The sequence below is a fragment of the Gordonia sp. NPDC003429 genome (assembly GCF_053588575.1).
Genome location: NZ_JBSFQF010000001.1, coordinates 483,521 through 504,453, shown reverse-complemented (window position 1 = coordinate 504,453; position 20,933 = coordinate 483,521). Strand labels below are relative to the sequence as shown.

Below are 20,933 nucleotides of genomic sequence, written 5' to 3'. Positions count from 1 at the left end.
GCTACGCCCGACGCGTCGGCCCGAGCCCGAGTGCGTTGACCCACAGACGAGTTGCGGTGAACACCATCGCGTCGATATCGACGTCGTCGTCCGGATCGGCGTCGGGGTCGCCGACCACGAATGCCTGGAATGCCATGCGCGACACCATGCCCGAGAGCGCTCCCGCGGCGGCGATGGGGTCGAGTTCGGGGTCGGCGAGACCCCGGTCCTGCAACTCCTGGATGTGGCGGGCGTTGCGTTCGACGAACACCATGCTGCGTCGGCGCCGCTTCTCGCGGAACTCCGGCATCGTCGACGACACCTGATCGAGCACCAGCCGAAGGCCGGCGTTTCGCCGATATGCCTCGAAATAGGCACGATTGGCGGCGGCGAGGACGGCCGTCGGGTCGTCGTCGGAATCGGATTCGACGTGCGGCAGGCCCGGATGGAGCATGTCCTGATGGGCCTGGGCGAGTACCGCGTCGAGGATCTCCTCCTTGCTGTCGAAGTAGGTGTAGAACGATCCCGTCGAACAGTTCGCCTCGGCGGTGATGTCGGTGAGCCGGGAATCGGCGAAGCCGTCGCGTTCGAAGATGCGGCGGGCCGCGTCGACCAGCGCGGTGCGGGTCCGCTCGCCGCGGGCCGTGAGCGGTTTGCGGTCGACGGCATCGGGTACCAGCGCCGGGACCGCGAGTGCGCTGTCGGGCAGCGGCTGCGTGCTCACACCAATCCCGCCGAGTCGGCCACCGCTGTGGCCTTGGCGACGAAACGATCCACCACCGCGTCGGTCGGCACACCGCTCGCCGCCCGGTTGGTGGCGTCGTCGCGCACCCGGCGCAACACGCCTTCGGCGATGATCGCCACCTTCCAGAGTCCCAGCGCGTGCCAGTATTTGAGCGCTTGCGGGTCGCGTCCGGTGATCCGCAGATAGTCGTCGCGCACGTCGGCGGGGGTGGGAAAACCGGGCATGGTCTCCACCGAGAAGCGGCCGGGGATCTCCTCCCCGGGTTCGGGCCAGTACGCCAGGGTGCTGCCGATGTCGGCCAGCGGATCGCCGAGTGTCGACAGCTCCCAGTCCAGCGCCGCGCGCACCTCCCCGCTCGCCGGATCCACCATCACGTTCCGGATGTGGAAATCGCCGTGCACCAGCGACATCTCGCGCTGCTCGGGGATATTGTCGGCGAGGCGGCGGGTCAGCGCGTCGAGTTCGGGGATCTCCCGGGTCTTCGACTGTTCCCACTGCGCACTCCACCGTTTGAGCTGTCGCTGCGCGTACGGCTTGTGACTGGCCAGATCGATCAGACCGGTCGCCTCGAGGTCGACGGCATGAATGTGCGCGAGGGTCTGCATCATCGACGTGCCCACCGCGCGCCGCACGTCCATCGGCATGGCCTCGGCGGTCTCCCGCTTGTCCAGGGCCACCCCGTCGACGAACTCCATCACCACCAGCGGGACCGGCGCCACCGACTCGTCGGTGCACACACCGAACACCGTGGGCACCGGAACGTCGGTGGGCGCCAGCGCCGACAGGATCCGCGCCTCCCGCACCACGTCGTGGGCCGAGGCGAGCCGGTGACCGACGGGTGGTCGACGCAGCACGTACCGGTGGCCCGACGCGTCGCGCAGCAGATACGTCAGATTCGACTGTCCGGCACCGACGCGGACGCACCCGAACTCGTCGTCGATGTCGATTTCGTTGGTGCGCAACCACTCCCGAAGTGCTGTGGTGTCCACTTCGGGAATCGAGGTACCCTGCGCCGTCGTGCTCACCACCGAGACACCAGCGCCTGATCGGACACGCCTGCCACGGTCTCCGGGGCGGGCTTACCGTGCCGGTAGGGTCGCAGTTCGCGTCGGGCGATGGCCCGCTTGTGCACCTCGTCGGGGCCGTCGGCCAGTCGCAGGGTGCGAATGTGGGCGTAGGCCATGGCCAACGGGACGTCGTCGGTGACGCCGGCTCCGCCGTAGACCTGGATGGCGCGGTCGATGATCTTGAGCGCCACATTGGGGGCGGCGACCTTGATGGCGGCGATCTCGGTGGCCGCCTCCTTGTTGCCGACGGTGTCCATCATGTACGCCGCCTTCAGCGTGAGCAGGCGCACCATCTCGATGTCGATGCGCGACTCGGCGATCCAATCCTGGATGTTGGCGCGGTTGGACAGCGGCTCACCGTAGGTGACGCGGTCGACGGCACGCTCACACAACAGTTGCAGCGCCCGCTCGGCCATGCCGATGGTGCGCATGCAGTGGTGGATTCGGCCCGGCCCGAGGCGGGCCTGCGCGATGGCGAAGCCCTCGCCCTCTCCCTTGAGCACGTCCTTCGCCGGCACGCGCACGTTCTCGAAGACCAGCTCGCCGTGGCTTTCCCGGTCGGTGTAGCCGAACACCGGCAGGTTGCGCACGATGGTGACGCCGGGGGCATCGGTGGGCACCACCATCATCGACTGCTGGCGGTGGGTGGGTGCGGTGGGATCGGTCTTGCCCATCACGATGAGGACCTTGCAGTCCGGACGAACCGCGTTGGAGGCGAACCACTTACGGCCGTTGAGGACGTACTCGTCACCGTCGCGGACCATCGACATCTCGATGTTGGTGGCATCGGAGCTGGCGACGGCCGGTTCGGTCATCGCGAAGGCCGACGAGATCTCCCCGTCGAGCAGCGGCTTGAGGTAGCGCTCCTTGTGCTCGTCGGAGCCGAAGAGTGTAAGCACCTCCATGTTTCCGGTGTCGGGGGCGTTGCAGTTGAACACCTCCGACGCCCAGACCACGCGCCCCATGATCTCGGCGAGCGGTGCGTACTCGAGGTTCGTCAGGCCAGGACCCCACTCCTTGTGCGGATGGAACAAGTTCCACAGCCCGTCGGCCTTGGCCTTCTGCTTGAGTTCGAGCAGGATGGGCGGATTGCCGTGCGGGTTGTCGAGTTCGCGTTCCTGCTGGGCGAACAGCGCCTCGTTGGGATAGATGTACTCGTCCATGAAGGCCAGCAGGCGTTGCCGGTATTCTTCGGCGCGCGGCGACATCTCGAACAGACTCATCGGATCTCCTTGCGGTGGTGGGTTTTCCAAGACTGTGGTGTTTCCAAGACTGTGGTGGGGTTTCTAGGATTGTGGGCCGACGGCGAGCAGCGACTGCTGGTAGCGGCGCATGCCGCGCAGCCAGCGGTCGTAGTCGGCGCCCTTGTGCCGGTACATGTCGAGTACCTCGGGGTGCGGCAGGATCAGGAAGTGTTCGTCGTGCATCGCCGCGAGCACCACCTCGGCCACCTCGTCGGCGTCGAGGACGCGTCCGGAGGACTCCACGGCCCGTTGCATCAGCACCTCCCCCGGATCGTCGGAGCCGCCCTCGGGGCGAAGAAGTTTGGTGTCCACACCCATCGGGCACAGGCAGCTCACCCGCACTCCGGCGTCGCCGTAGGTGACGTTGAGCCATTCGGCGAATCCGACGGCCGCGTGCTTGGTGGTGGCGTAGACGGCCGAACCGATCTGGGTGAGCAGGCCCGCCGCCGATGCGGTGGAGATGAAGTAGCCGCTGCCCCGTCCCACCCATTCCGGGACCAACCGGCGCGCGGCACGGACGTGGCCCAACAGATTGACGTTGAGGGCGAGATCCCAGTCGGCGTCCGACGCCTCGAGACCCGCGCGTCCGCCGATGCCGGCGTTGGCCACGTAGATGTCGACGGGGCCGAATCGCGACTCGGCAAGCGCTATCGCGGCATCGATGTGCTCGGCCGACCCGGCGTCGCCCGCGAGCGCCGCGACCCGTTGCCCTGTCGGATCGATGGCGGCAGCGGTCGCCGACACCGCCTGCTCGTCGAGGTCGGTGGCCACCACCCGGACACCGTTCGCGACGAAAGCTCGGGTGAGTGCCCCGCCGATGCCGCCGCCCGCACCGGTGACGATGGCCACGGTGCCGTCGATATTCATACGAGAAACGTACTTGAATCCGGTTTCAGGTTCAAGCGTTCACGTTACCCCCCGAGGGCGGACCGATGAGACTCTCGACCCAGGCTTCTGCCTCAGCCGAGCATCTTGGCCATCGAGTTCGAGTCCTCACCGCTGCGGCGCAGTACCAGCGCACTCAACGCCAGCACCACCAGCGTCAGCAGCAGCATCAGCGTCGACATCGCCGCCACCTCGGGTTTCAGCGCCACCCGCACGCTGGAGAAGATGTACACCGGCCAGGGTGTGTACCCGGGCTGCTGCACGAACGTCGAGATGACGACGTCGTCGAGGCTGAACGTGAAGGCCAGCATCATGCCCGCGAAGATGCCCGGCATCGCGGCCGGCAGGATCACGTGCCGCAGGCGGGAGAGCGGCGAGGCGTACAGATCCGCCGCGGCCTCCTCCAATGCCGGGTCGAGCGCGGCGACGCGGGCGCGGACGATGAAGGTCACCACCACCATCGACACCACCGCGTGCGAGATCACCAGGCGCACCAGGCCGTTGTTGAACGGAGAAAGCCCGGCGTCGACGCCCAGGGTCACGTACCAGGGCAGAAACGCCACGGCGTCGGCGATGTCGGGTGTCACCAGCGTGACGGTGAGCAGGGCGAGCAGGCCGATCGACCACCAGCGCGGCCGGCGCGAGATGCCGATACCGATCCCTGCGAGCGACCCGAGGATGGTGGCCAGCAACGCCGAGAGGATGCCCACCTCGAGTGACACCACCACCGTGCGGACGATGGTGTCGTTGGTGACGGCGTCGGAGTAGGCGCTGAACCCGAACGACTCGAAGGAGGCCAGCACCCGGCCGGTGTTGAACGAGTAGGCGACGATCACCAGGATCGGCAGGAACAGGAACAGGTAGACGATCACCGCCCACACCTTGATCGCGATCGTGTACCAGTCACGGGTGGTGCGCAGGGGCTTCATCGTCAGCGGCGGCAGCGGTCCGGGTGAGTCGGCGCCGGTCTCGGGTGCGGGCACGTTGAACACCCGGGTGTCGAGCAGATGGGCCACCACCCTGATGACGAGCCCGACCAGGATCACGCAGAGCAGCACCATCACCATCAGCGACACGGTCATCGCCGACCCGAGCGCCCAGTTCTGCGCGGTCTCGAACTGGGCGGCGATCATCTGGCCGGCCATGGTGCCCTTGGCGCCGCCGAGGACGGCCGGGGTGACGTAGTCGCCCATCAGCGGGATGAACACCAGCAGGCAGCCGGACACGATGCCCGGGGAGGCCAGGGGCAGCGTGATCCGGAAGAACGTGGTCCAGCGATTGGCGCCGAGGTCGCGGCTGGCCTCACGCAGCGACAGTCCGGCGCGGTCCATCGCCACGAACAGCGGGAAGATCATCAGTGGCAGGTAGTTGTACACGACGCCGATCTGGACCGCGGTGCGCGTGTAGAGGACGCCGAGTTCGCCGAGCCCCATACTCTGCATCAACCCCGACAGCCATCCCGAGGGGGCCAGCGTGATCTGCCAGCCGATGGTGCGCACCAGGAAGTTGGTGAAGAACGGAATGATGATGAGCGCCAGATAGATCGGACGACGGCGGGCGGCGGACTTCACCGCCAGCCAGTAGGCGAACGGGATGCCGATCAGCAGCGCGAGCACCACACCGGTCACCGCGATGCCCAGTGTGTTCCAGAACGTCGACCGGTAATCGGCACCGAACGCCTCGCTGTAGCGTCCGAAGGAGAGCTGGTCGGTGGCATACGTGGTGAACTGGTCGGGCTTGTAGCCGAAGCTGTACCAGATCACCAGCGCCAGCGGGATGACGAAGAAGAAGAGCAGGTAGGCCCAGGCCGGGAATGTGAGACCCCCGACACCGAAGAGACGTTGCCGCAGTGGTGGTTTGGGGGTCTCGATCGGATCCGGATCGGGTGCGGCGTGTTTCGGGGCTCCGGCCGGCGGGTCCATGGTGACGGTCATCGGGCACTCCTCGCCTGCATCTGATTGAGGATCTCGGTGCGTTCCTGGGTGGCGGAGTCGACGTTGGCCGACACCAGACGATCGACGATCTCGTCCGACGGGAACAACAGTTCCGGGAACGGCAGATCGGCGGCCTTGCCCTTCTCCGCCATCCCCCTCACTCCCGTCTGATACCCGATGTACTCCATCTCCCGGAAGCTCACCTCGGGGTCGAGCATGTAATTGATGAACTCGTGTGCGGCACGCGGATGCTGGGTGCCGTGCACGATCGCGAAGTTGTCCACGAACAGGTTCGCCGTGGGCAGCGGGTAGACGAAACCCCACCGGTCCGGATCGTTCTCGTTCATCAGTGTGAGGCGCGCGTCGCCGTTCCACGCCTGCAGCAGGCTGTAGGCGCCGCCGGAGACCACCGACGTGATCGACGAGTTGTAGCCCTGGACCGTCGGAGCGAGCTGGTTGAGCAGAATGGTGCGGGCGGCGTCGAGATCCTTCGGGTCGGTGGTGTTCGGGTTGATGTTCAACGCGCCCATCGCGATCGAGACCACCTCCCACGGGTCCTCCACCACGCTCACCTTGCCGCGGGCCGGTCCGGTCGCGAGGTCGATGAAATCCTTCCACGACGTCGGGGTGCGGTCGGTGAGCGACTTGAGGTACATGAATCCCGTTGTGCCCCAGTCCTTACACGCCGCGTGCCGTGACATCGGGTTCCACGGCGGGTTGAAGAACCGCTCCTCGAGATTGACCAGGTTGGGGATCAGCGCGTGGTCGAGTTCGTCGAGCAGGCCGTGCTGCACCATCTGCGGGATGTACACGCCGGTGGGCACCACCACGTCGTATCCGGAGGTGCCGCGGGCGGCGGCGAGTTTGGCGATCATCTCCTCGTTGGAGCCGAATGAGTCGACCTGCAGGCGCACCCCGAACTTGTTGCGGTATCCGTCGAGGTCGCCGGGGTCCTCGTAGTCGCCCCAGCTGTAGTAGTTGAGCTGGCTCTCGACGCTGTCGCCGAGCGGGGCCGACGGTGCGATCGTCTTGGACCCGCCGCATGCCGAGACGGCCACTCCCGCTGCGGCCACACCGATCCCGGCGAGAAAGCTGCGTCGGGTGATGCGCGCCACGGATGCCCGCGGCACCAGCGCGTTCACCGTCACGGCGCTCGCGCCGTGGTTGCCACCGCCGTGGTTGTCTCGTCGGCTCATTTCGCGTACACCCGGGTGTCGGCCTTGGCGAAGGTGCAGGTGACGTGCTGCCCCTCCTCCAGTGGCGGGAAGTTGCGGGTGGCCCCGCGCACCAGCACCTCGGTGCCGGCGTCGGTGGTCACCACCACCTGGGTGAAGTCGCCGAGGAACGAGACCCCTTCGGCCACACCGGACACCACGTTGTCGCCCGAGTCGACGGCGGTGTCGTCGTCGACGAACCAGATGGCCTCGGGTCGTACCGCCACCACGAGTTCGCCGGTGACGTCGTCGATGTCACCGGTGGCGGCGAACGCCCCGTCGGTGGTCTCGACACGTCCGTCGATGTACCCGCCGGTGACGTCGAAGAACGTCTGTTTGCCGACGAAGTCGGCGACGAACCGGTTGACCGGCGCCGCGTACACGTCTCTGCCGTCGCCGATCTGGGCGATGCGACCCTCGCTCATCACCACGATGCGGTCGCTCATCGACAACGCCTCCTCCTGATCGTGCGTGACGAACACGAAGGTGGTGCCGAGATCCTTTTGCAGCAGTTTGAGTTCGATCTGCATCTCTTCGCGCAGTTTGCGGTCGAGCGCGCTCATCGGCTCGTCGAGCAGCAACACGTCGGGCCGGTTGGCCAGGGCGCGGGCCAGCGCGACGCGCTGTTGCTGGCCGCCGGAGAGCATCGCGGGTTTGCGGTCGGCGAAGCGGGTCATCTGCACCAGTTCGAGTGCCTCGGCGACACGGGTGCCGATCTCCTTCTTGGGCACTTTGCGTTGGCGCAGACCGAATCCCACGTTCTGCGCCACCGTCATGTGCGGGAACAGGGCATACGACTGGAACACCGTGTTGATGGGTCGCCGTTCCGGCGGGACGTCGACGATGGAGGTGCCGTCGAGGGTGATGTCGCCCTTGGTGGGACGTTCGAATCCGGCCATCATGCGCAGCAGCGTGGTCTTGCCGCAGCCCGACGGTCCGAGCAGCGACACGAATTCGCCTGCGGCGACGTCGAGATCGATGTCGGTGACGGCGACGTAGCCGTTGTCGTAGACCTTGGTGATGCCACTCAGCGAGATGGCGCCCTTGGTGGGTGGGGCCGATTGCGTCGGGGCGGGCGCGTCGACTGCGGTCATGTGGGTGTCCTCTCGTGAACGATGGTGCCGTCGGCGACGGTGAGATCGGTGCCGGTCTGCCACAGGTCTTGCGGCGGGTGGTCGAAGGGATTGCGGTCGGCGACAACCAGATCCGCGGACGCGCCGGGACGGATCACACCCGCGGTCTTGCGCCGGTTGATTCGCGCCGACCCACTGGTGTACGCGGCCAGGGCGGTCGACAGGTCGAGTGCCTCGTCGGGCAGCAGCGGCGGGTCGGTGTCGTCGCTGGGCGACGTGCGGGTGACGGCCACCGAGATCGCCGCCCACGGGTCGGGCGTGGTCACCGGCCAGTCGCTGCCCATCGCCAGTTGCGCCCCGCAGCGGTGCAGGGACCCGAACGGGTAGTGCCAGCGGTAGCGTTCCTCGCCGACGGCCGCCCGGATGAGGCTCACCATGGCGTCGTCGTTGTGCGCCCAGAGCGCCTGCATGTTGACCGTCGCCCCGAGTCGGGCGAAGCGGGGGATGTCGGCCGGCACCACGAGTTGCACGTGCGCGATGTGGTGGCGTCCGGCGGTGATGCCGTTGGCCACCCGCGCGGCCTCGATGGCGTCGAGCGCGGTGGTCACCGCGGCGTCGCCGATGGCGTGGAAGTGCAGGTCGAGTCCGGCTGCGTCGCAGGCGATCACGGCTTCGGTGAGCACCTTGGGGTCGAAGTACGACAGGCCCAGCGCGGTGGGTGCGCACCCGCAGTACGGCTGCGACATCGAGGCGGTCTGATTCTCCACCACCCCGTCGACCATGATCTTGACCGCGGGTATCCGCCAGCGCCGGCCTTCGGTGGCCGCGGCGGTGGCGGCGAATCCGGCGACCAGTGCCTCGACACCGGCGAGATCGAGGTCGCGGGGCAACCAGGCGGCGCCCACCACGTCCGCGGTGAGCAGACCCGCCTGCAGGAAAGAGGTGTACGCGGTGTCCAGATCAGCCATGCCGGGATAGTCGCCGACGATGGCCTCCTGCCAGCCGGTGATGCCCAGCGAATGCAGGTAGGTCTGCGCGGTGGCGAGTCCGCGTGTCTGTTCGTCGCGGTCGGTGGGCGGAACCAGCCGTCCCACCAGGTCCATCGCGCCTTCGTGCAGGGTGCCGGTCGGGTGGCCGGCGGCGTCGCGTTCGATGCGACCGTCGGCCGGGTCGGGGGTTTGTGCGTCCACCCCCGCGAGTTCCAGCGCGCGGGTGTTGACCCACGCGTCGTGATGGTCGCGGTTGAGCAGGAAGACGGGACGGTCGGCGACGACGGAGTCGAGGGCGGCGGCGGTGGGACACCCGCGGTCGAAATGACTCATCGTCCAGCCGGAACCGACGATCCAGTCCCGGTCGGTGCCTGCCGGGTAGGCGGCGATCGCGGCCAGGGTGGATTCGGCGTCGGTGGCGCCGGTGAGATCGCAGGCGTTGCGGTCGACGCCGCCGGAGAGCGCATGGATGTGGGCGTCGGTGAAGCCGGGATGCAGTAGGCGCCCGGCCAGATCGAAGTCGTCGGCGTGCGGGAGATCGGCGCGCACACGCGCCCGGTCTCCCACCGCGATGATGCGGCCGTCGCGCACGCCGACGGCCACGCCCTCCAGCAGGCGAAACCCGTCGAAAACCGGCCCCGAGTGGAACACGGTGTCGGGGAGTCGTGCCAACGCGATCGATACCCTTCACTCACGAAATCCGAACTATCTGGCATCGATCGTCACGGATTTCGTTGTATCGGTCTACCCGAACAACGGATTCTTAATATCCATGCAACATTGCGGAGCCTAAGGTGAGTGACGTGCTCAATGGTGACGTGTCCTTCTGGTATTCGACCATCGACCCCATCGACCGGCGTGGCGCCCTGCCGGGTGATCTCGACGTCGACATCGCCGTCGTGGGGGGCGGTCTGACGGGCCTGTGGTCGGCGTATTACCTGGCCGGGGCGCTACCCGACGCACGTATCGCCGTTCTGGAGAAGGAGTTCTGCGGCTTCGGCGCCTCGGGGCGCAACGGCGGCTGGCTCTCGGCCGAGGTCGCGGGCAACCGGTCGAACTACGCGGCCATCGCCGAGTCCCGCGGGCGCGACGGACTCGACGCGAATCGTCGGCTCACCGCCACCATGCGCGCCGGGGTGGACGAGGTGCTGCACCGGATCGACGAGGAGAACATCGCCTGCGACGCGGTGAAGTCGGGGGTGCTGCACATCGCGCGGTGCCCCTCGCAGGAGGCGCGACTGCGCGACGAACTCGACCACGAACATCATGTCGGCGCGGCCGACTGGGAGTTCCTCGACGCCGACGCGCTGCGCGGCCGCCTCTCGATACCGCGTGCCCGGGCGGCGATGTTCTCGCCGCAGTGCGCGCGGGTCAATCCGATGAAGCTCTCCCGCGGTGTCGCCGACGCCGTCGAGCGCCGGGGCGTGGCGATCTACGAGGACACCGCGGTCACCGCGATCGCCCCGCGGCGGGTGACCACCGATCGCGGTGTGGTGCGGGCCGAGACGATCCTGATCTGCCTGGAGGGTTTCACCGCCACCCTGCCCGGCCTGCGGCGCACCCTGTTGCCGCTGAACTCGTCGATGATCGTCACCGATCCGCTACCCGACGCGGTGTGGGACGAGATCGGTTGGGCCGGTGCGGAATTGCTCGGTGAGACGGCGCACGCGTACACCTATTCGCAGCGCACCGCCGACGGCCGGATCGCGTTGGGTGGTCGCGGGGTGCCCTACCGGTTCGGGTCCGGCATCGACCACGACGGGCGGACACAGGAGCGCACCGCACGATCGCTCATTGCCGCGCTGCACGAGATGTTCCCGGCCACCGCGGGTGTCGACATCGCGCACGCGTGGTGCGGGGTGCTGGGCGTGACGCGGGACTGGTCGGCATCCATCGACTTCGACCCGACCACCGGCATCGGCTCGGCGTCGGGGTATGTGGGATCGGGGCTCACCACGACGAACGTGGCCGGACGCACCCTGCGCGATCTGGTGGCCGGAGAGCGCACCGACCTCACCGACCTGCCCTGGGTGGGCCATCACTCGCGGCGGTGGGAACCCGAACCGCTGCGCTGGGTCGGCGTCGCGACCATGTATGCGGCCTACCGCACCGCTGATCGCCGCGAACTGGACTCGGAGTCGGCCCAGTCGGACGTGATCGCACGGATCGCCGACAAGGTGTCCGGCCGCGCCTGACCCGACCACTGCCTGACCCGACTACTGCCTGACCCGACTACTGCCTGACCCGACCACTGCCTGAAAAGCGCCCTCCCCCGGACCTCCGTCGCGATATCGCGACAGCAGCCCCGGGGTGGGCGCTTGTCAGGGCGCAACCGGCGTCAGTACGAAGCGAACCTCAGTACGTGGCGCCGGGCGCGAATTCTTCGAGCATCTCGGTGACCAGCGCGGCGATCGGCGACCGCTCGCTGCGGGTCAGCGTCACGTGCGCGAACAGCGGGTGCCCCTTGAGTTTCTCGATCACCGCGGCCACACCGTCGTGACGCCCGACGCGCAGGTTGTCGCGCTGGGCCACGTCGTGGGTGAGCACCACCCGCGACCCGGTGCCCAGACGCGAGAGCACCGTCAGCAGCACGTTGCGCTCCAGCGACTGTGCCTCGTCGACGATCACGAACGAATCGTGCAGCGACCGGCCGCGAATGTGGGTGAGCGGCAACACCTCCAGCATGCCGCGGCTGAGCACTTCCTCGATGACCTCTTGGGAGGCAAGGCCTTCCAGGGTGTCGAACACGGCTTGTGCCCACGGTCCCATCTTCTCGGCCTCGCCGCCGGGCAGGTAGCCGAGTTGTTGTCCGCCAACGGCATACAGCGGCCGGAACACCACCACCTTGCGCTGGGTGCGGCGTTCGAGCACCGCTTCGAGGCCCGCGCACAGCGCCAGCGCCGACTTTCCGGTGCCCGCCTTGCCGCCGAGTGACACGATGCCGACGCTGTCGTCGAGCAGCAGGTCGAGAGCCACCCGCTGCTCGGCCGAACGTCCGTGCAGACCGAACGCCTCGCGATCGCCGCGTACGAGTTGCACCTGCTTGGCCTCGTTGACCCGGCCCAACGCACTCGACGAGCCGTGTCCGAGAAGCCGAACCCCGGTGTGGCACGGGAGTTCTCGCGCGGCATCGAGGTCGACGATGCCGTCGGCGAACAGCGTGTCGATGACCGGCTGGTCCACTGTCAGCTCCGCCATCCCCGACCATCCGGAGATCACCACGTCCTGTGCGTGGTACTCGTCGGCGGCCAGACCCACCGCGCCGGCCTTGACACGCAACGGGGTGTCCTTGGAGACCAGGGTGACGTCGGCGCCCTCGGCGCGCAGGTTCAGTGCGCAGGCGAGGATGCGGGAGTCGTTGGTCTCGGTGCGGAATCCGGCCGGCAGCACCGCGGGATCGGTGTGATTGAGCTCCACCTGCAGGGTGCCGCCCACATCGCCGATCGGGATGGGTTTGTCCAGTCGCCCGTACTCGAGTCGCAGGTCGTCGAGCATGCGCAACGCCTCACGCGCGAACCAGCCGAGTTCGTGGTGATGACGTTTGCCCTCGAGCTCGCCGATGACCACCAGCGGAAGAACGACGTGGTGTTCGGCGAAGCGTGTGACTGCCCAAGGGTCGGACAGCAGCACAGAGGTGTCGAGGACGTAGGTGCGTGTGGTCACGTGGGCTCCTACGTTTGTGCGACCCCGCACAAACCAGTTCTTCGATGACCGGCCGGTTCCTGTCCGTTGCCCTCGGCGTCAGCCGAGGTGGACGAGGACCGGGGCCGGTCCTCTCGTGCTGCTGGTGCAACCCACGAATGGAACCTCCCGGACGAACCGCTTCCCCGCGGCCCGTCACTCGTCAACGTACGCGCGCACCCGCGTCGTGGCGCGCGCTGCGGCGCGTGTTCGCGTGAAAAGTGCGTTAACGGGAGCTGGACGCCGTTCTCGGCGACCTAACCGGCCGGCAAGCGGCCCTCAGCGACCGGCGAGCGCCAGAATGCGCGCCTTCGCGGCCTGCGCCTCGTCGCCGAGGCCGTCGACGCTGTCGAGCTTGAGCTGGTCGGCGAACTGCGCGGCGATGCGCGCCCGCGATTCGTCGGTCTCGTAGTCGGCGATCAGGGCGCGCTGGGCGTCGAAGTCGGCGACGTCGGAGCCGATCTCCTCGTCGGCCGCACGCGCGAGCGCCTTGTCGAGGGCGATCACCGCTGCGTCCTGATCGGCGACGAGCCCGGCGTTGAGGAAGGCGCCGAAGGTGCGCGCGGAGTTCTCATCGTCGGAGATGATCTTGGTGAGGACCTGCTTGAACACGTCGTCGGTGACCGCTGCCGACAGCTTCTGCGTGAACTCGACGCACTGCGCCTCGTGCACCGCCATCAGGGCCAGCACGTCGAGCGGGGTCAGTTCGGCCACGGCCGCCTCGTTCTGGCGGTATCCGGCGGTGACGTGGATGCGACGACGTTCCTCGGAGTCGACGGGATCGATGGCGCGGGTCACCACGAGGTAGTCGCGCAGCACCACGGCGTGCCGATTGTCCTCGGCGGTCCACACACCCACCATCTGCCGCCAGTCGGAGAACGCCGGGAAGTACTTGGCGATGATGCGGTGATACGACGGCAGATTGTCCTTGGTGAGCAGCAGCGCCAGCACGCCGGCGGTGGCCTCGTCCGAGAGCGTGGCCTGCGAGGGGTCGAAGTCCTCCCCGCCCAGGAAGGCGAAGTTGCGGCCGTCGTCCCAGGGCACGTAGTCGTGGGGGTTCCACACGGCCGACGCCAGCTGGTGGTCCTCCGCGATCTCGGGAAGCGCCTTCTCCAGGGCGATGATCAGATCGTCTTCGCTCAGTACGTTCACCGGTGCAAGGATACGGATCCGTAGGTGCTCAGATCAATCGGCCCTCAGATCCGGCTCATCAGGCCCCATTCCTCCAGGCCGTCGTAGAGCGGAAAGTCCAGCGCCAGCTTCGACACGCGGCCGCGCAGCGCGGGCAGGTCGGCGTGGGTGCCCGCGGCCAATGCGGTGGCGATGATGTCGGCGACCTCGGTGAACTGTTCGTCGCCGAATCCGCGGGTGGCCAGCGCCGGGGTACCGATCCGCAGGCCGGAGGTGACCATCGGCGGACGCGGGTCGAACGGCACCGCGTTGCGGTTGACGGTGATCCCGACGTCGTGCAGCAGATCCTCGGCCTGCTGACCGTCGAGCGGGCTGTTGCGCAGGTCGACGAGCACCAGGTGCACGTCGGTGCCGCCGGTGAGTACCGAGACCCCGGCCTTCTCGACGTCGGCGCCGGTCAGTCGGTCGGCGAGGATCTTCGCGCCCGACAGCGTTCGGCGCTGACGCTCGGCGAACTCGTCGGTGGCCGCGATCTTGAGGGCGACGGCCTTGCCGGCGATGACGTGCATCAGCGGTCCGCCCTGCTGGCCGGGGAACACCGCCGAGTTCAGTTTCTTCGCCCAGTCCTGCTTGGCCAGGATCAAACCCGACCGGGGACCGCCGAGCGTCTTGTGCACGGTGGTCGACACCACGTCGGAATCGGGTACCGGCGAGGGATGCAGTCCGGCGGCGACGAGACCGGCGAAGTGCGCCATGTCGGTCCACAGGTAGGCACCCACCTCGTCGGCGATCGACCGGAACGCCGCGAAATCCAGGGTGCGCGGGTACGCCGACCATCCGGCGCAGATCACCTTGGGCCGGGCGTCGAGGGCGATCTTGCGCACCTCGTCCATGTCGATGCGGAAGTCTTCCTTGCTCACTCCGTAGAAGTGGTTCTCGTAGAGCTTGCCCGAGAAGTTCAGGCGCATGCCGTGGGTGAGGTGGCCGCCATGCGCGAGGTCGAGACCGAGGAGCCCCTCGCCGGGATTCATCAGTGCCATCAGCACCGCCGCGTTGGCCTGCGCACCCGAATGGGGCTGGACGTTGGCGAAGTCGGCGCCGAACAGCTCCTTGGCGCGGTTGCGGGCGATGTCCTCCACGACGTCGACGTATTCGCAGCCGCCGTAGTAGCGGCGGCCCGGATAGCCTTCGGCGTACTTGTTGGTGAGCACGCTGCCCTGGGCCTGCAGCACCGCGCGCGGCACGAAGTTCTCCGACGCGATCATCTCCAGCGTGTCGCGCTGACGGCTCAGCTCGCCGTTCATCGCCGCGGCCACGTCAGGGTCGAGTTCGGCCAGGGACAGCGAATTGACGCTCGGGGTGTCGGTCATGCCCGACAGTCTATTGGCCCAGTTCGGCCCGCAGGAGGGCCGGGGTCAGCGGCTCGTCGAGAAGGCGCCCGAAGCGGGCGAGGCGCGCAGGTTCGGGTGCGCGGTCGAGCCACGCGCCGAGCAGCCGGTAGCCCTCGACGTAGGTGGAGATGTAGGCCCGCCACAGCGGTGAGGTGAGAAAACGCAGCATCTGCCGGGCACGTTCGGGCGGGGCGAGCAGCCAGCGCTGCAGGAACTGCGCGACGGTGTCGGCGTCGGCGTGCTGGTCGTGCAGCAACAGCGCGGCGTCCTGGCGCACGGTGAGCAGGCCCGACGACGCCGCGCTCACCCGTTGTGCGCGGGCTCCGTCGAATCGCAGGCCCAGGTCGGCGTAGATCTCTTGCGCCCACAGTCCCCAGTCGTCGCCGACGGCGGCATGCAGGGCGTGGTCGGCGAGCCCCTCGGCCATCAGGCATTGCGGGGTGTTGACAAGGAAGATGGTCTGCTCGTCTTGTCCGCCACCCACCAGGATCTCCTCCTTGCGGCAGTGCTCGGTGTGGTGCCCGGGGTACGCCTCGTGGGCGATGAGGTACGGCAGCGACGACATGTACTGGGTGAGGTCGACGTTGATCGCCACGCGGGAGCGATAGTTGCCGAGGTAGTAGTTGAATCCCGACCACGGTTTGTCGGTGACCACCTCGAACTCGACGATCTCGTTGTGCGGCAAGGGATATGTGTTGCGAACTCGCTCCCGCAACGCGCCACTGAAGGCGCGCACACACTCGTCGACGCGCTCGGGCGGGATCTCGTCGGCGCGACGGTGAGCAGCGTAGGCATCGGCCAGTGCGGCACCGCTCAGGCCGGGTTCGCCGAGAGCGGATGCGATGTCGGCGTGGGCTTTTCGGTAGGTGTCGGGGTCGGCGAGTGCGATGTCGACGTCGAAGTAGGCACGCACCTCGTCGACGAAACCGATGTCCTCGCCGGCGAATTTGCGAGCCGAGCATTCGAGTGCACGCAGGTGCGCGTCGATGAACGCGGCCCGGTCGGCGGGCAGGTCGGCCGGGAGGTCGGCGCGTAGTCCGCGTGCGATGTCGGCGAGGCGCGCCGGGTCGGGTGCCGGCGCGTTGGCGACTTCGGCCCGAAGCGCGGGATCACCGGTGTAGGCGTCGACAAAGCCGTCCTCGATGCGGTCGAAGGCGAGCCCGAGGCGGAGGTAGTCGTCGACGAGGGCGCCGCCCGGCCTGGTGGGGTCCGATGCCATAGGCGAAGGCTACCCACACCTGCCGAATGGCGTGCCCCCACGTGCGTGCTTCTACACTGTGCGCATGATGTTCAGGGGGCCCATGACGAGCAGGCCCGGTTCGCACCCATCCCCGGCCGAACTCGCCTGATGGCGCGCGACACCACCGGGCGCGACCCGAGTCTCTACCTGGAGCTCGACCGCAAACAGTGGCGTGATCTGCGCGAATCCATGCCGATGGTGCTCACCGAGACCGAACTCGAGCAGCTCGTGGGGATGGGCGAACACGTCGACCTGACCGAGGTGGCCGAGGTGTATCTGCCGCTGTCGCGTCTGATTCACCTGCAGGTGGCGGCACGGCAGCGATTGTTCGCGGCAACCTCGACCTTCCTCGGCGAGCGCGGCACCAAGAAGCAGGTGCCGTTCGTCATCGGGATCGCCGGCAGCGTCGCGGTGGGCAAGTCGACCACGGCACGCGTGCTCGCGGCGTTGCTCGCGCGGTGGGAGTCGCACCCGAAGGTCGACCTGGTGACCACCGACGGGTTCCTGTATCCCACGGCCGAGCTCGAACGCCGGGGCATCATGCACCGCAAGGGTTTTCCCGAATCCTACGACCGTCGGGGGCTGCTGCGTTTCGTCACGGAGGTGAAGTCGGGGGCGCGTGAGGTCACCGCGCCGGTGTACTCGCACCTCACCTACGACATCGTGCCCGACGTGCTGCACTACATCCATCAGCCCGACATCCTCATTCTCGAGGGACTCAACGTGCTGCAGACCGGGCCGACGCTGATGGTGTCGGACCTGTTCGACTTCTCGATCTACGTCGACGCCAAGACCACCGACATCGAACGCTGGTATGTGTCACGGTTCCTGCAGATGCGGTCGACGTCGTTTGCCGATCCCCACTCGCATTTCCACCATTATTCGTCGCTCACCGACGAGCAGGCGTCGGCGGCCGCCCGCGACATCTGGACATCGATCAACCTGCCGAACCTGCGGGAGAACATCCTGCCCACCCGGCCGCGCGCAACACTGGTGCTCCGCAAGGATCCCGACCATTCGATCAATCGGGTTCGGTTGCGCAAGTTGTGATGTGAGCCTTGCCTGTGTGAGCGGGTAGACACAAGGATTGCGGGGTTGTCGCGGCCTTCGGTGATGGTTCGTCCGATGGACAGCGAGGGGTCCGCGGGCAACTGCGGCGACGGCGGTACCTGTGGCCTGTTCTACAAATCTGGTGATGCGAATGTCGCGTCAATGCGTCCATGGTGGACTGATTCGCTCTCCGGTGGAGGACGTTGCAGTCAGCCCCGCGACGGCCGAGACCCACATGCGCGCCGGGGTGGCATGCGGATTGTCAACGCGTACAGACGTTCCCGCGGCGGCGAAGAGAACATCTCCAGCCGCGACCTCGTACTGTGCGCCGTCGAGCACGACGCGCGGCCGGCCCGAAAGCACCAAAAGGATCTCTTCGGCGTCGATGCAATGCTCGGCCCCGATCTGGCCCGGCCGCAGTTCGGTGCGCCATCCGCACAATTCGCTACTCCCCCGCGACGGAGACACGAACGACTCGAAGACGGCTCCGTGCATTTCAAAGGTGATCGGCTTGGTAATGAGTGGCATGACGACTCTCTCTCATAGACAGTTAGACTGTCCATAATTAGACAGATAGGCTGCCTATATGTCAACGCCTCGCTCCGCACACAGCGATCTCCCGTTTCTCCTCATACGCGCGGAAACTGCGGTGAACGAGCGGATCAACGCTCGGATTGTCGCGGGCGGGCATCGGTCGCTCCGGCCGGTACACGGCATGGTGTTCGCGCGGATCGACGCCGGCGGTGCCTCGATCAATGACATAGCCGCGCACATCGGAGTGACCAAGCAATCAGCGGCTGCGATCGTCGAATCACTCGAGGAGTGGGGGTATGTGAGCCGTCGTGTCGACCCCGGCGACAAACGCGCACGGTTGATCGAACTGACGGCGATGGGTCGACAGGTGACCGCACTCGCCACGGCCGCCGCTGCGGCAGAGGCCGGGGCACTGGCCGACGAAATCGGCGAGCGTGCGGTCGACACTGTCTTCGAGGCGCTGCAGATCCTCGGTACCGCCGGAGCGCCCCCCGAGGCTCCACCCGTGCGATAGTCACCAGCGGACGCCGTATCCAGCGCTGGTGCGCTGTGTCAGCCGAACAGCTTCTTCACGAACGGGATGCTGTCGGCCTTCGACGCATTGACGGTCCCGCTGTGATCGGTGTTGTAGGCCTTGAAGGTCACCGGTTGCCCGTTGCTCTTCATCCGCTGCACCAACAGCAGGGTGCCGGGCGTGTTCACGTCGGTGTCGAGCAACCCCTGACCGACGAAAACAGGTTCGTGGTAACCACTTTCGGGTACGCCCATGTAGTCCTTGAGCGCGGCACTGAATCCGGGGATCTGGTCAAGAGGCCGGCTGAACAACTTGCCGATCACCACGTCCGACTTCTCGATCACGTCACCGAAGCCGTACTCCTGACCGGGCCCCTTGGTGGTGTCGCACAGCGGCCCCTCGGCCCGATCCACCCATTCCCGGCCGTAGGGAGTCAGGTAAGAATCCACATTCCATTCGGGGAACGCCGCCCGCAACCCGGAGAGGATGTACAGCACGTAGCTCGTCGTTTCCGGCAGCGACTTACCCAGCGACACCGGCACCGAACCGGGGCGGGCGATGAGCGGCACCAAATCCTCGACGTAGGCGGGCACACCCGTGGCCACCCCTCCGCGATACGAGAGACCGTCGGAGTTGCCGCCGAATTCGTCGGCGTAACGCGCGGTGAACATCGCCGCACCGCCGCCCTGCGACTGGCCCACCACCACCCACTTCTTGGCCAGCGCGGGGTTGGTCGCCGTTGCGGCCTTCACCGCGTCCACGACGCTGTGCGCCTCCACCTTGCCGTCCAGATAGGGGTGCGGGCCCGGAGTTCCCAGACCGACATAGTCGCTGGCCACCACCGCATAACCCTGCTGAAGCCAGCTGTCGAGGTACGCCCAGTCACGATCGGGCAGGATCGGACCGTTGGTCGAGTACGCGCACACGTCATTGAGACCGGTGGTGCCATGCGCCCAGGCGATCACCGGCCATCCGCCGGCGGGCGCCTTGCCCGGCGGCAGGTACACCGCGGCACTCGACTGCGCAGGCACATCCTTGACGCCCTTGGTCCAGTAGGTGATCCGCTGACCGTCGACCGAACCCGGCAGCGTCGCGCGCGGTGCCAGCGGCGCCGTCGAGATCACCCGCCCGGGCGTGGTGTCGTCTGCATGCGCGATGCCCGCCGATCCGGCGAGGCCGATGGTGGCGGCGGCCAGGGACGCGAGCGCCAAGCCCGCCAGCCGCCGACGCCTACCCGGCCCGTGCTGATCCGCAATAGTCATTTTCGAACTCCCGTTCCCCGGAGGCTGCCCACCCGACCCTTGCCAGCACAGCCCTTCCAGACCCTCCGTACTTACCAGGTCAAATGACCTGATACTCGGCGATATCGAACTTTCGAGGGCGTTGTCACCTTAATTGGGGACACGAGACCGCCGTCACCCTCCGACCAACACATCGAGCCGGAACAGTCCCCGGCGCCCCTCCCATGTGCGGTCCTACCTCCCGAATCGTCGGTTACGCGCCGAGAAATCCCGGAGCGCCCGCAGAAAATCGACCCGACGGAACTCCGGCCAGTACGCGTCGGTGAACCAGATCTCCGAGTAAGCGCTCTGCCACAACAGGAATCCGCTCAACCGCTGCTCCCCCGACGTCCGGATCACCAGATCGGGATCGGGTTGACCTTTGGTGTACAGGTTGCGGTCGATGGCCTCGACGGTCACCGCGTCGATCATCTGCTGGGGATCGGCACCATCGGCGGCCCGCTCGGTGAGCAGTGCCCGCACCGCGTCGACGATCTCCTGCCGCCCCCCGTAACCCACCGCCACGTTCACGTTCATCCCGACGCGCCCGGCGGTCCGTTCCGACGCACGGCGCAGCCGCTCGGCCACTTCGTCGGGCAGCGGGTCGAGGGTGCCGACGATGCGGACCAGCCAGTTGCTGTCCGGGCCGGAGATCTCGTCGACGATGTCGGGCACGATCTCCATCAGGGCATCGAGTTCGTCGGAGGGTCGCTGGAGATTCTCGGTGGAGAGCAAGTAGATCGTCACGGTCTCGATGCCCAGTTCGGCGCACCAGCTCAGCATCTCGGCGATCCGCTGCGCACCCACCCGGTGCCCGTGACTGACGTCCTCGAATCCGGCCTCGCGGGCCCAACGGCGGTTGCCGTCGCAGATGATCGCGACGTGTCGGGGCAGCCGAGTTCCGTCGGTCAACTGGATCAGCCGACGCTCATACACGCTGAGCATCGGCCGACGCAGACGATCGGGAAGCAACTTCATCGCG

18 protein-coding genes are annotated in these 20,933 nt (G+C 67.3%); 3 read left to right on the top strand and 15 right to left on the bottom strand.

What is annotated here, in order from left to right; genetic code table 11:
* Position 1: 1 nt before the first annotated feature.
* The 8 genes from ACWDSI_RS02350 to ACWDSI_RS02315 form a co-directional block, all read right to left on the bottom strand.
* Complete coding sequence (locus ACWDSI_RS02350; RefSeq protein WP_449746188.1) at positions 2–703, bottom strand: TetR/AcrR family transcriptional regulator; 702 nt, start codon at positions 701–703, stop codon at positions 2–4.
* Positions 700–1,752, bottom strand: a complete 1,053-nt coding sequence (locus ACWDSI_RS02345; RefSeq protein ID WP_449755545.1) for a phosphotransferase family protein — start codon at positions 1,750–1,752, stop codon at positions 700–702. Before ACWDSI_RS02345 ends, ACWDSI_RS02350 begins: the two co-directional genes overlap by 4 nt.
* Complete coding sequence (locus tag ACWDSI_RS02340) at positions 1,746–3,014, bottom strand: acyl-CoA dehydrogenase family protein (protein ID WP_449746190.1); 1,269 nt, start codon at positions 3,012–3,014, stop codon at positions 1,746–1,748. The genes ACWDSI_RS02345 and ACWDSI_RS02340 overlap by 7 nt, the downstream gene beginning before the upstream one ends.
* A 63-nt stretch (positions 3,015–3,077) precedes the next feature.
* Positions 3,078–3,902: an SDR family oxidoreductase gene (locus ACWDSI_RS02335; protein ID WP_449755544.1), complete on the bottom strand. Its 825-nt coding sequence runs from the start codon at positions 3,900–3,902 to the stop codon at positions 3,078–3,080.
* A gap of 92 nt (positions 3,903–3,994) precedes the next feature.
* On the bottom strand, positions 3,995–5,854 hold the full coding sequence (locus ACWDSI_RS02330) for an ABC transporter permease subunit (RefSeq protein WP_449755543.1): 1,860 nt from the start codon (positions 5,852–5,854) through the stop codon (positions 3,995–3,997).
* The gene (locus ACWDSI_RS02325) at positions 5,851–7,050 is read right to left on the bottom strand and encodes a polyamine ABC transporter substrate-binding protein (RefSeq protein WP_449755542.1); all 1,200 of its coding nucleotides are present in this window, start codon (positions 7,048–7,050) and stop codon (positions 5,851–5,853) included. The genes ACWDSI_RS02330 and ACWDSI_RS02325 overlap by 4 nt, the downstream gene beginning before the upstream one ends.
* Positions 7,047–8,162, bottom strand: a complete 1,116-nt coding sequence (locus ACWDSI_RS02320) for an ABC transporter ATP-binding protein (protein ID WP_449746194.1) — start codon at positions 8,160–8,162, stop codon at positions 7,047–7,049. Before ACWDSI_RS02320 ends, ACWDSI_RS02325 begins: the two co-directional genes overlap by 4 nt.
* Positions 8,159–9,802 (bottom strand): amidohydrolase, encoded by a 1,644-nt coding sequence (locus ACWDSI_RS02315; protein WP_449755541.1) that lies wholly within the window; start codon positions 9,800–9,802, stop codon positions 8,159–8,161. The genes ACWDSI_RS02320 and ACWDSI_RS02315 overlap by 4 nt, the downstream gene beginning before the upstream one ends.
* Before the next feature lie 131 nt (positions 9,803–9,933).
* On the opposite strand from ACWDSI_RS02315, the gene ACWDSI_RS02310 reads away from it, so the two are divergent.
* On the top strand, positions 9,934–11,325 hold the full coding sequence (locus tag ACWDSI_RS02310; RefSeq protein ID WP_449755699.1) for an NAD(P)/FAD-dependent oxidoreductase: 1,392 nt from the start codon (positions 9,934–9,936) through the stop codon (positions 11,323–11,325).
* Between the two features lie 160 nt (positions 11,326–11,485).
* Here ACWDSI_RS02310 and ACWDSI_RS02305 read toward each other — a convergent pair whose 3' ends face one another.
* The 4 genes from ACWDSI_RS02305 to ACWDSI_RS02290 form a co-directional block, all read right to left on the bottom strand.
* On the bottom strand, positions 11,486–12,793 hold the full coding sequence (locus ACWDSI_RS02305; protein ID WP_449746196.1) for a PhoH family protein: 1,308 nt from the start codon (positions 12,791–12,793) through the stop codon (positions 11,486–11,488).
* A 297-nt stretch (positions 12,794–13,090) separates the two neighbouring features.
* Positions 13,091–13,963 (bottom strand): acyl-ACP desaturase, encoded by an 873-nt coding sequence (locus ACWDSI_RS02300; RefSeq protein WP_449746197.1) that lies wholly within the window; start codon positions 13,961–13,963, stop codon positions 13,091–13,093.
* 44 nt (positions 13,964–14,007) lie between these two features.
* Complete coding sequence (gene glyA, locus ACWDSI_RS02295; protein WP_449755540.1) at positions 14,008–15,312, bottom strand: serine hydroxymethyltransferase; 1,305 nt, start codon at positions 15,310–15,312, stop codon at positions 14,008–14,010.
* A gap of 10 nt (positions 15,313–15,322) precedes the next feature.
* The gene (locus ACWDSI_RS02290) at positions 15,323–16,552 is read right to left on the bottom strand and encodes a DUF885 domain-containing protein (protein WP_449755539.1); all 1,230 of its coding nucleotides are present in this window, start codon (positions 16,550–16,552) and stop codon (positions 15,323–15,325) included.
* A gap of 129 nt (positions 16,553–16,681) precedes the next feature.
* Here ACWDSI_RS02290 and coaA point away from each other — a divergent pair, with 129 nt between their 5' ends.
* Complete coding sequence (gene coaA / locus ACWDSI_RS02285) at positions 16,682–17,623, top strand: type I pantothenate kinase (protein ID WP_449755538.1); 942 nt, start codon at positions 16,682–16,684, stop codon at positions 17,621–17,623.
* A gap of 159 nt (positions 17,624–17,782) precedes the next feature.
* On the opposite strand, the gene ACWDSI_RS02280 is transcribed toward coaA, so the two are convergent.
* A complete protein-coding gene (locus ACWDSI_RS02280; protein ID WP_449755537.1) occupies positions 17,783–18,151 on the bottom strand; it encodes a cupin domain-containing protein in 369 nt (122 codons plus the stop codon).
* Between the two features lie 121 nt (positions 18,152–18,272).
* Here ACWDSI_RS02280 and ACWDSI_RS02275 point away from each other — a divergent pair, with 121 nt between their 5' ends.
* On the top strand, positions 18,273–18,671 hold the full coding sequence (locus ACWDSI_RS02275) for a MarR family winged helix-turn-helix transcriptional regulator (protein ID WP_449755536.1): 399 nt from the start codon (positions 18,273–18,275) through the stop codon (positions 18,669–18,671).
* 38 nt (positions 18,672–18,709) lie between these two features.
* Here ACWDSI_RS02275 and ACWDSI_RS02270 read toward each other — a convergent pair whose 3' ends face one another.
* Both ACWDSI_RS02270 and ACWDSI_RS02265 read right to left on the bottom strand, forming a co-directional pair.
* Positions 18,710–19,933, bottom strand: a complete 1,224-nt coding sequence (locus ACWDSI_RS02270; RefSeq protein WP_449755535.1) for an alpha/beta hydrolase family protein — start codon at positions 19,931–19,933, stop codon at positions 18,710–18,712.
* 213 nt (positions 19,934–20,146) lie between these two features.
* Positions 20,147–20,929 (bottom strand): isoprenyl transferase, encoded by a 783-nt coding sequence (locus ACWDSI_RS02265; protein WP_449746204.1) that lies wholly within the window; start codon positions 20,927–20,929, stop codon positions 20,147–20,149.
* Positions 20,930–20,933 lie beyond the last annotated feature (4 nt).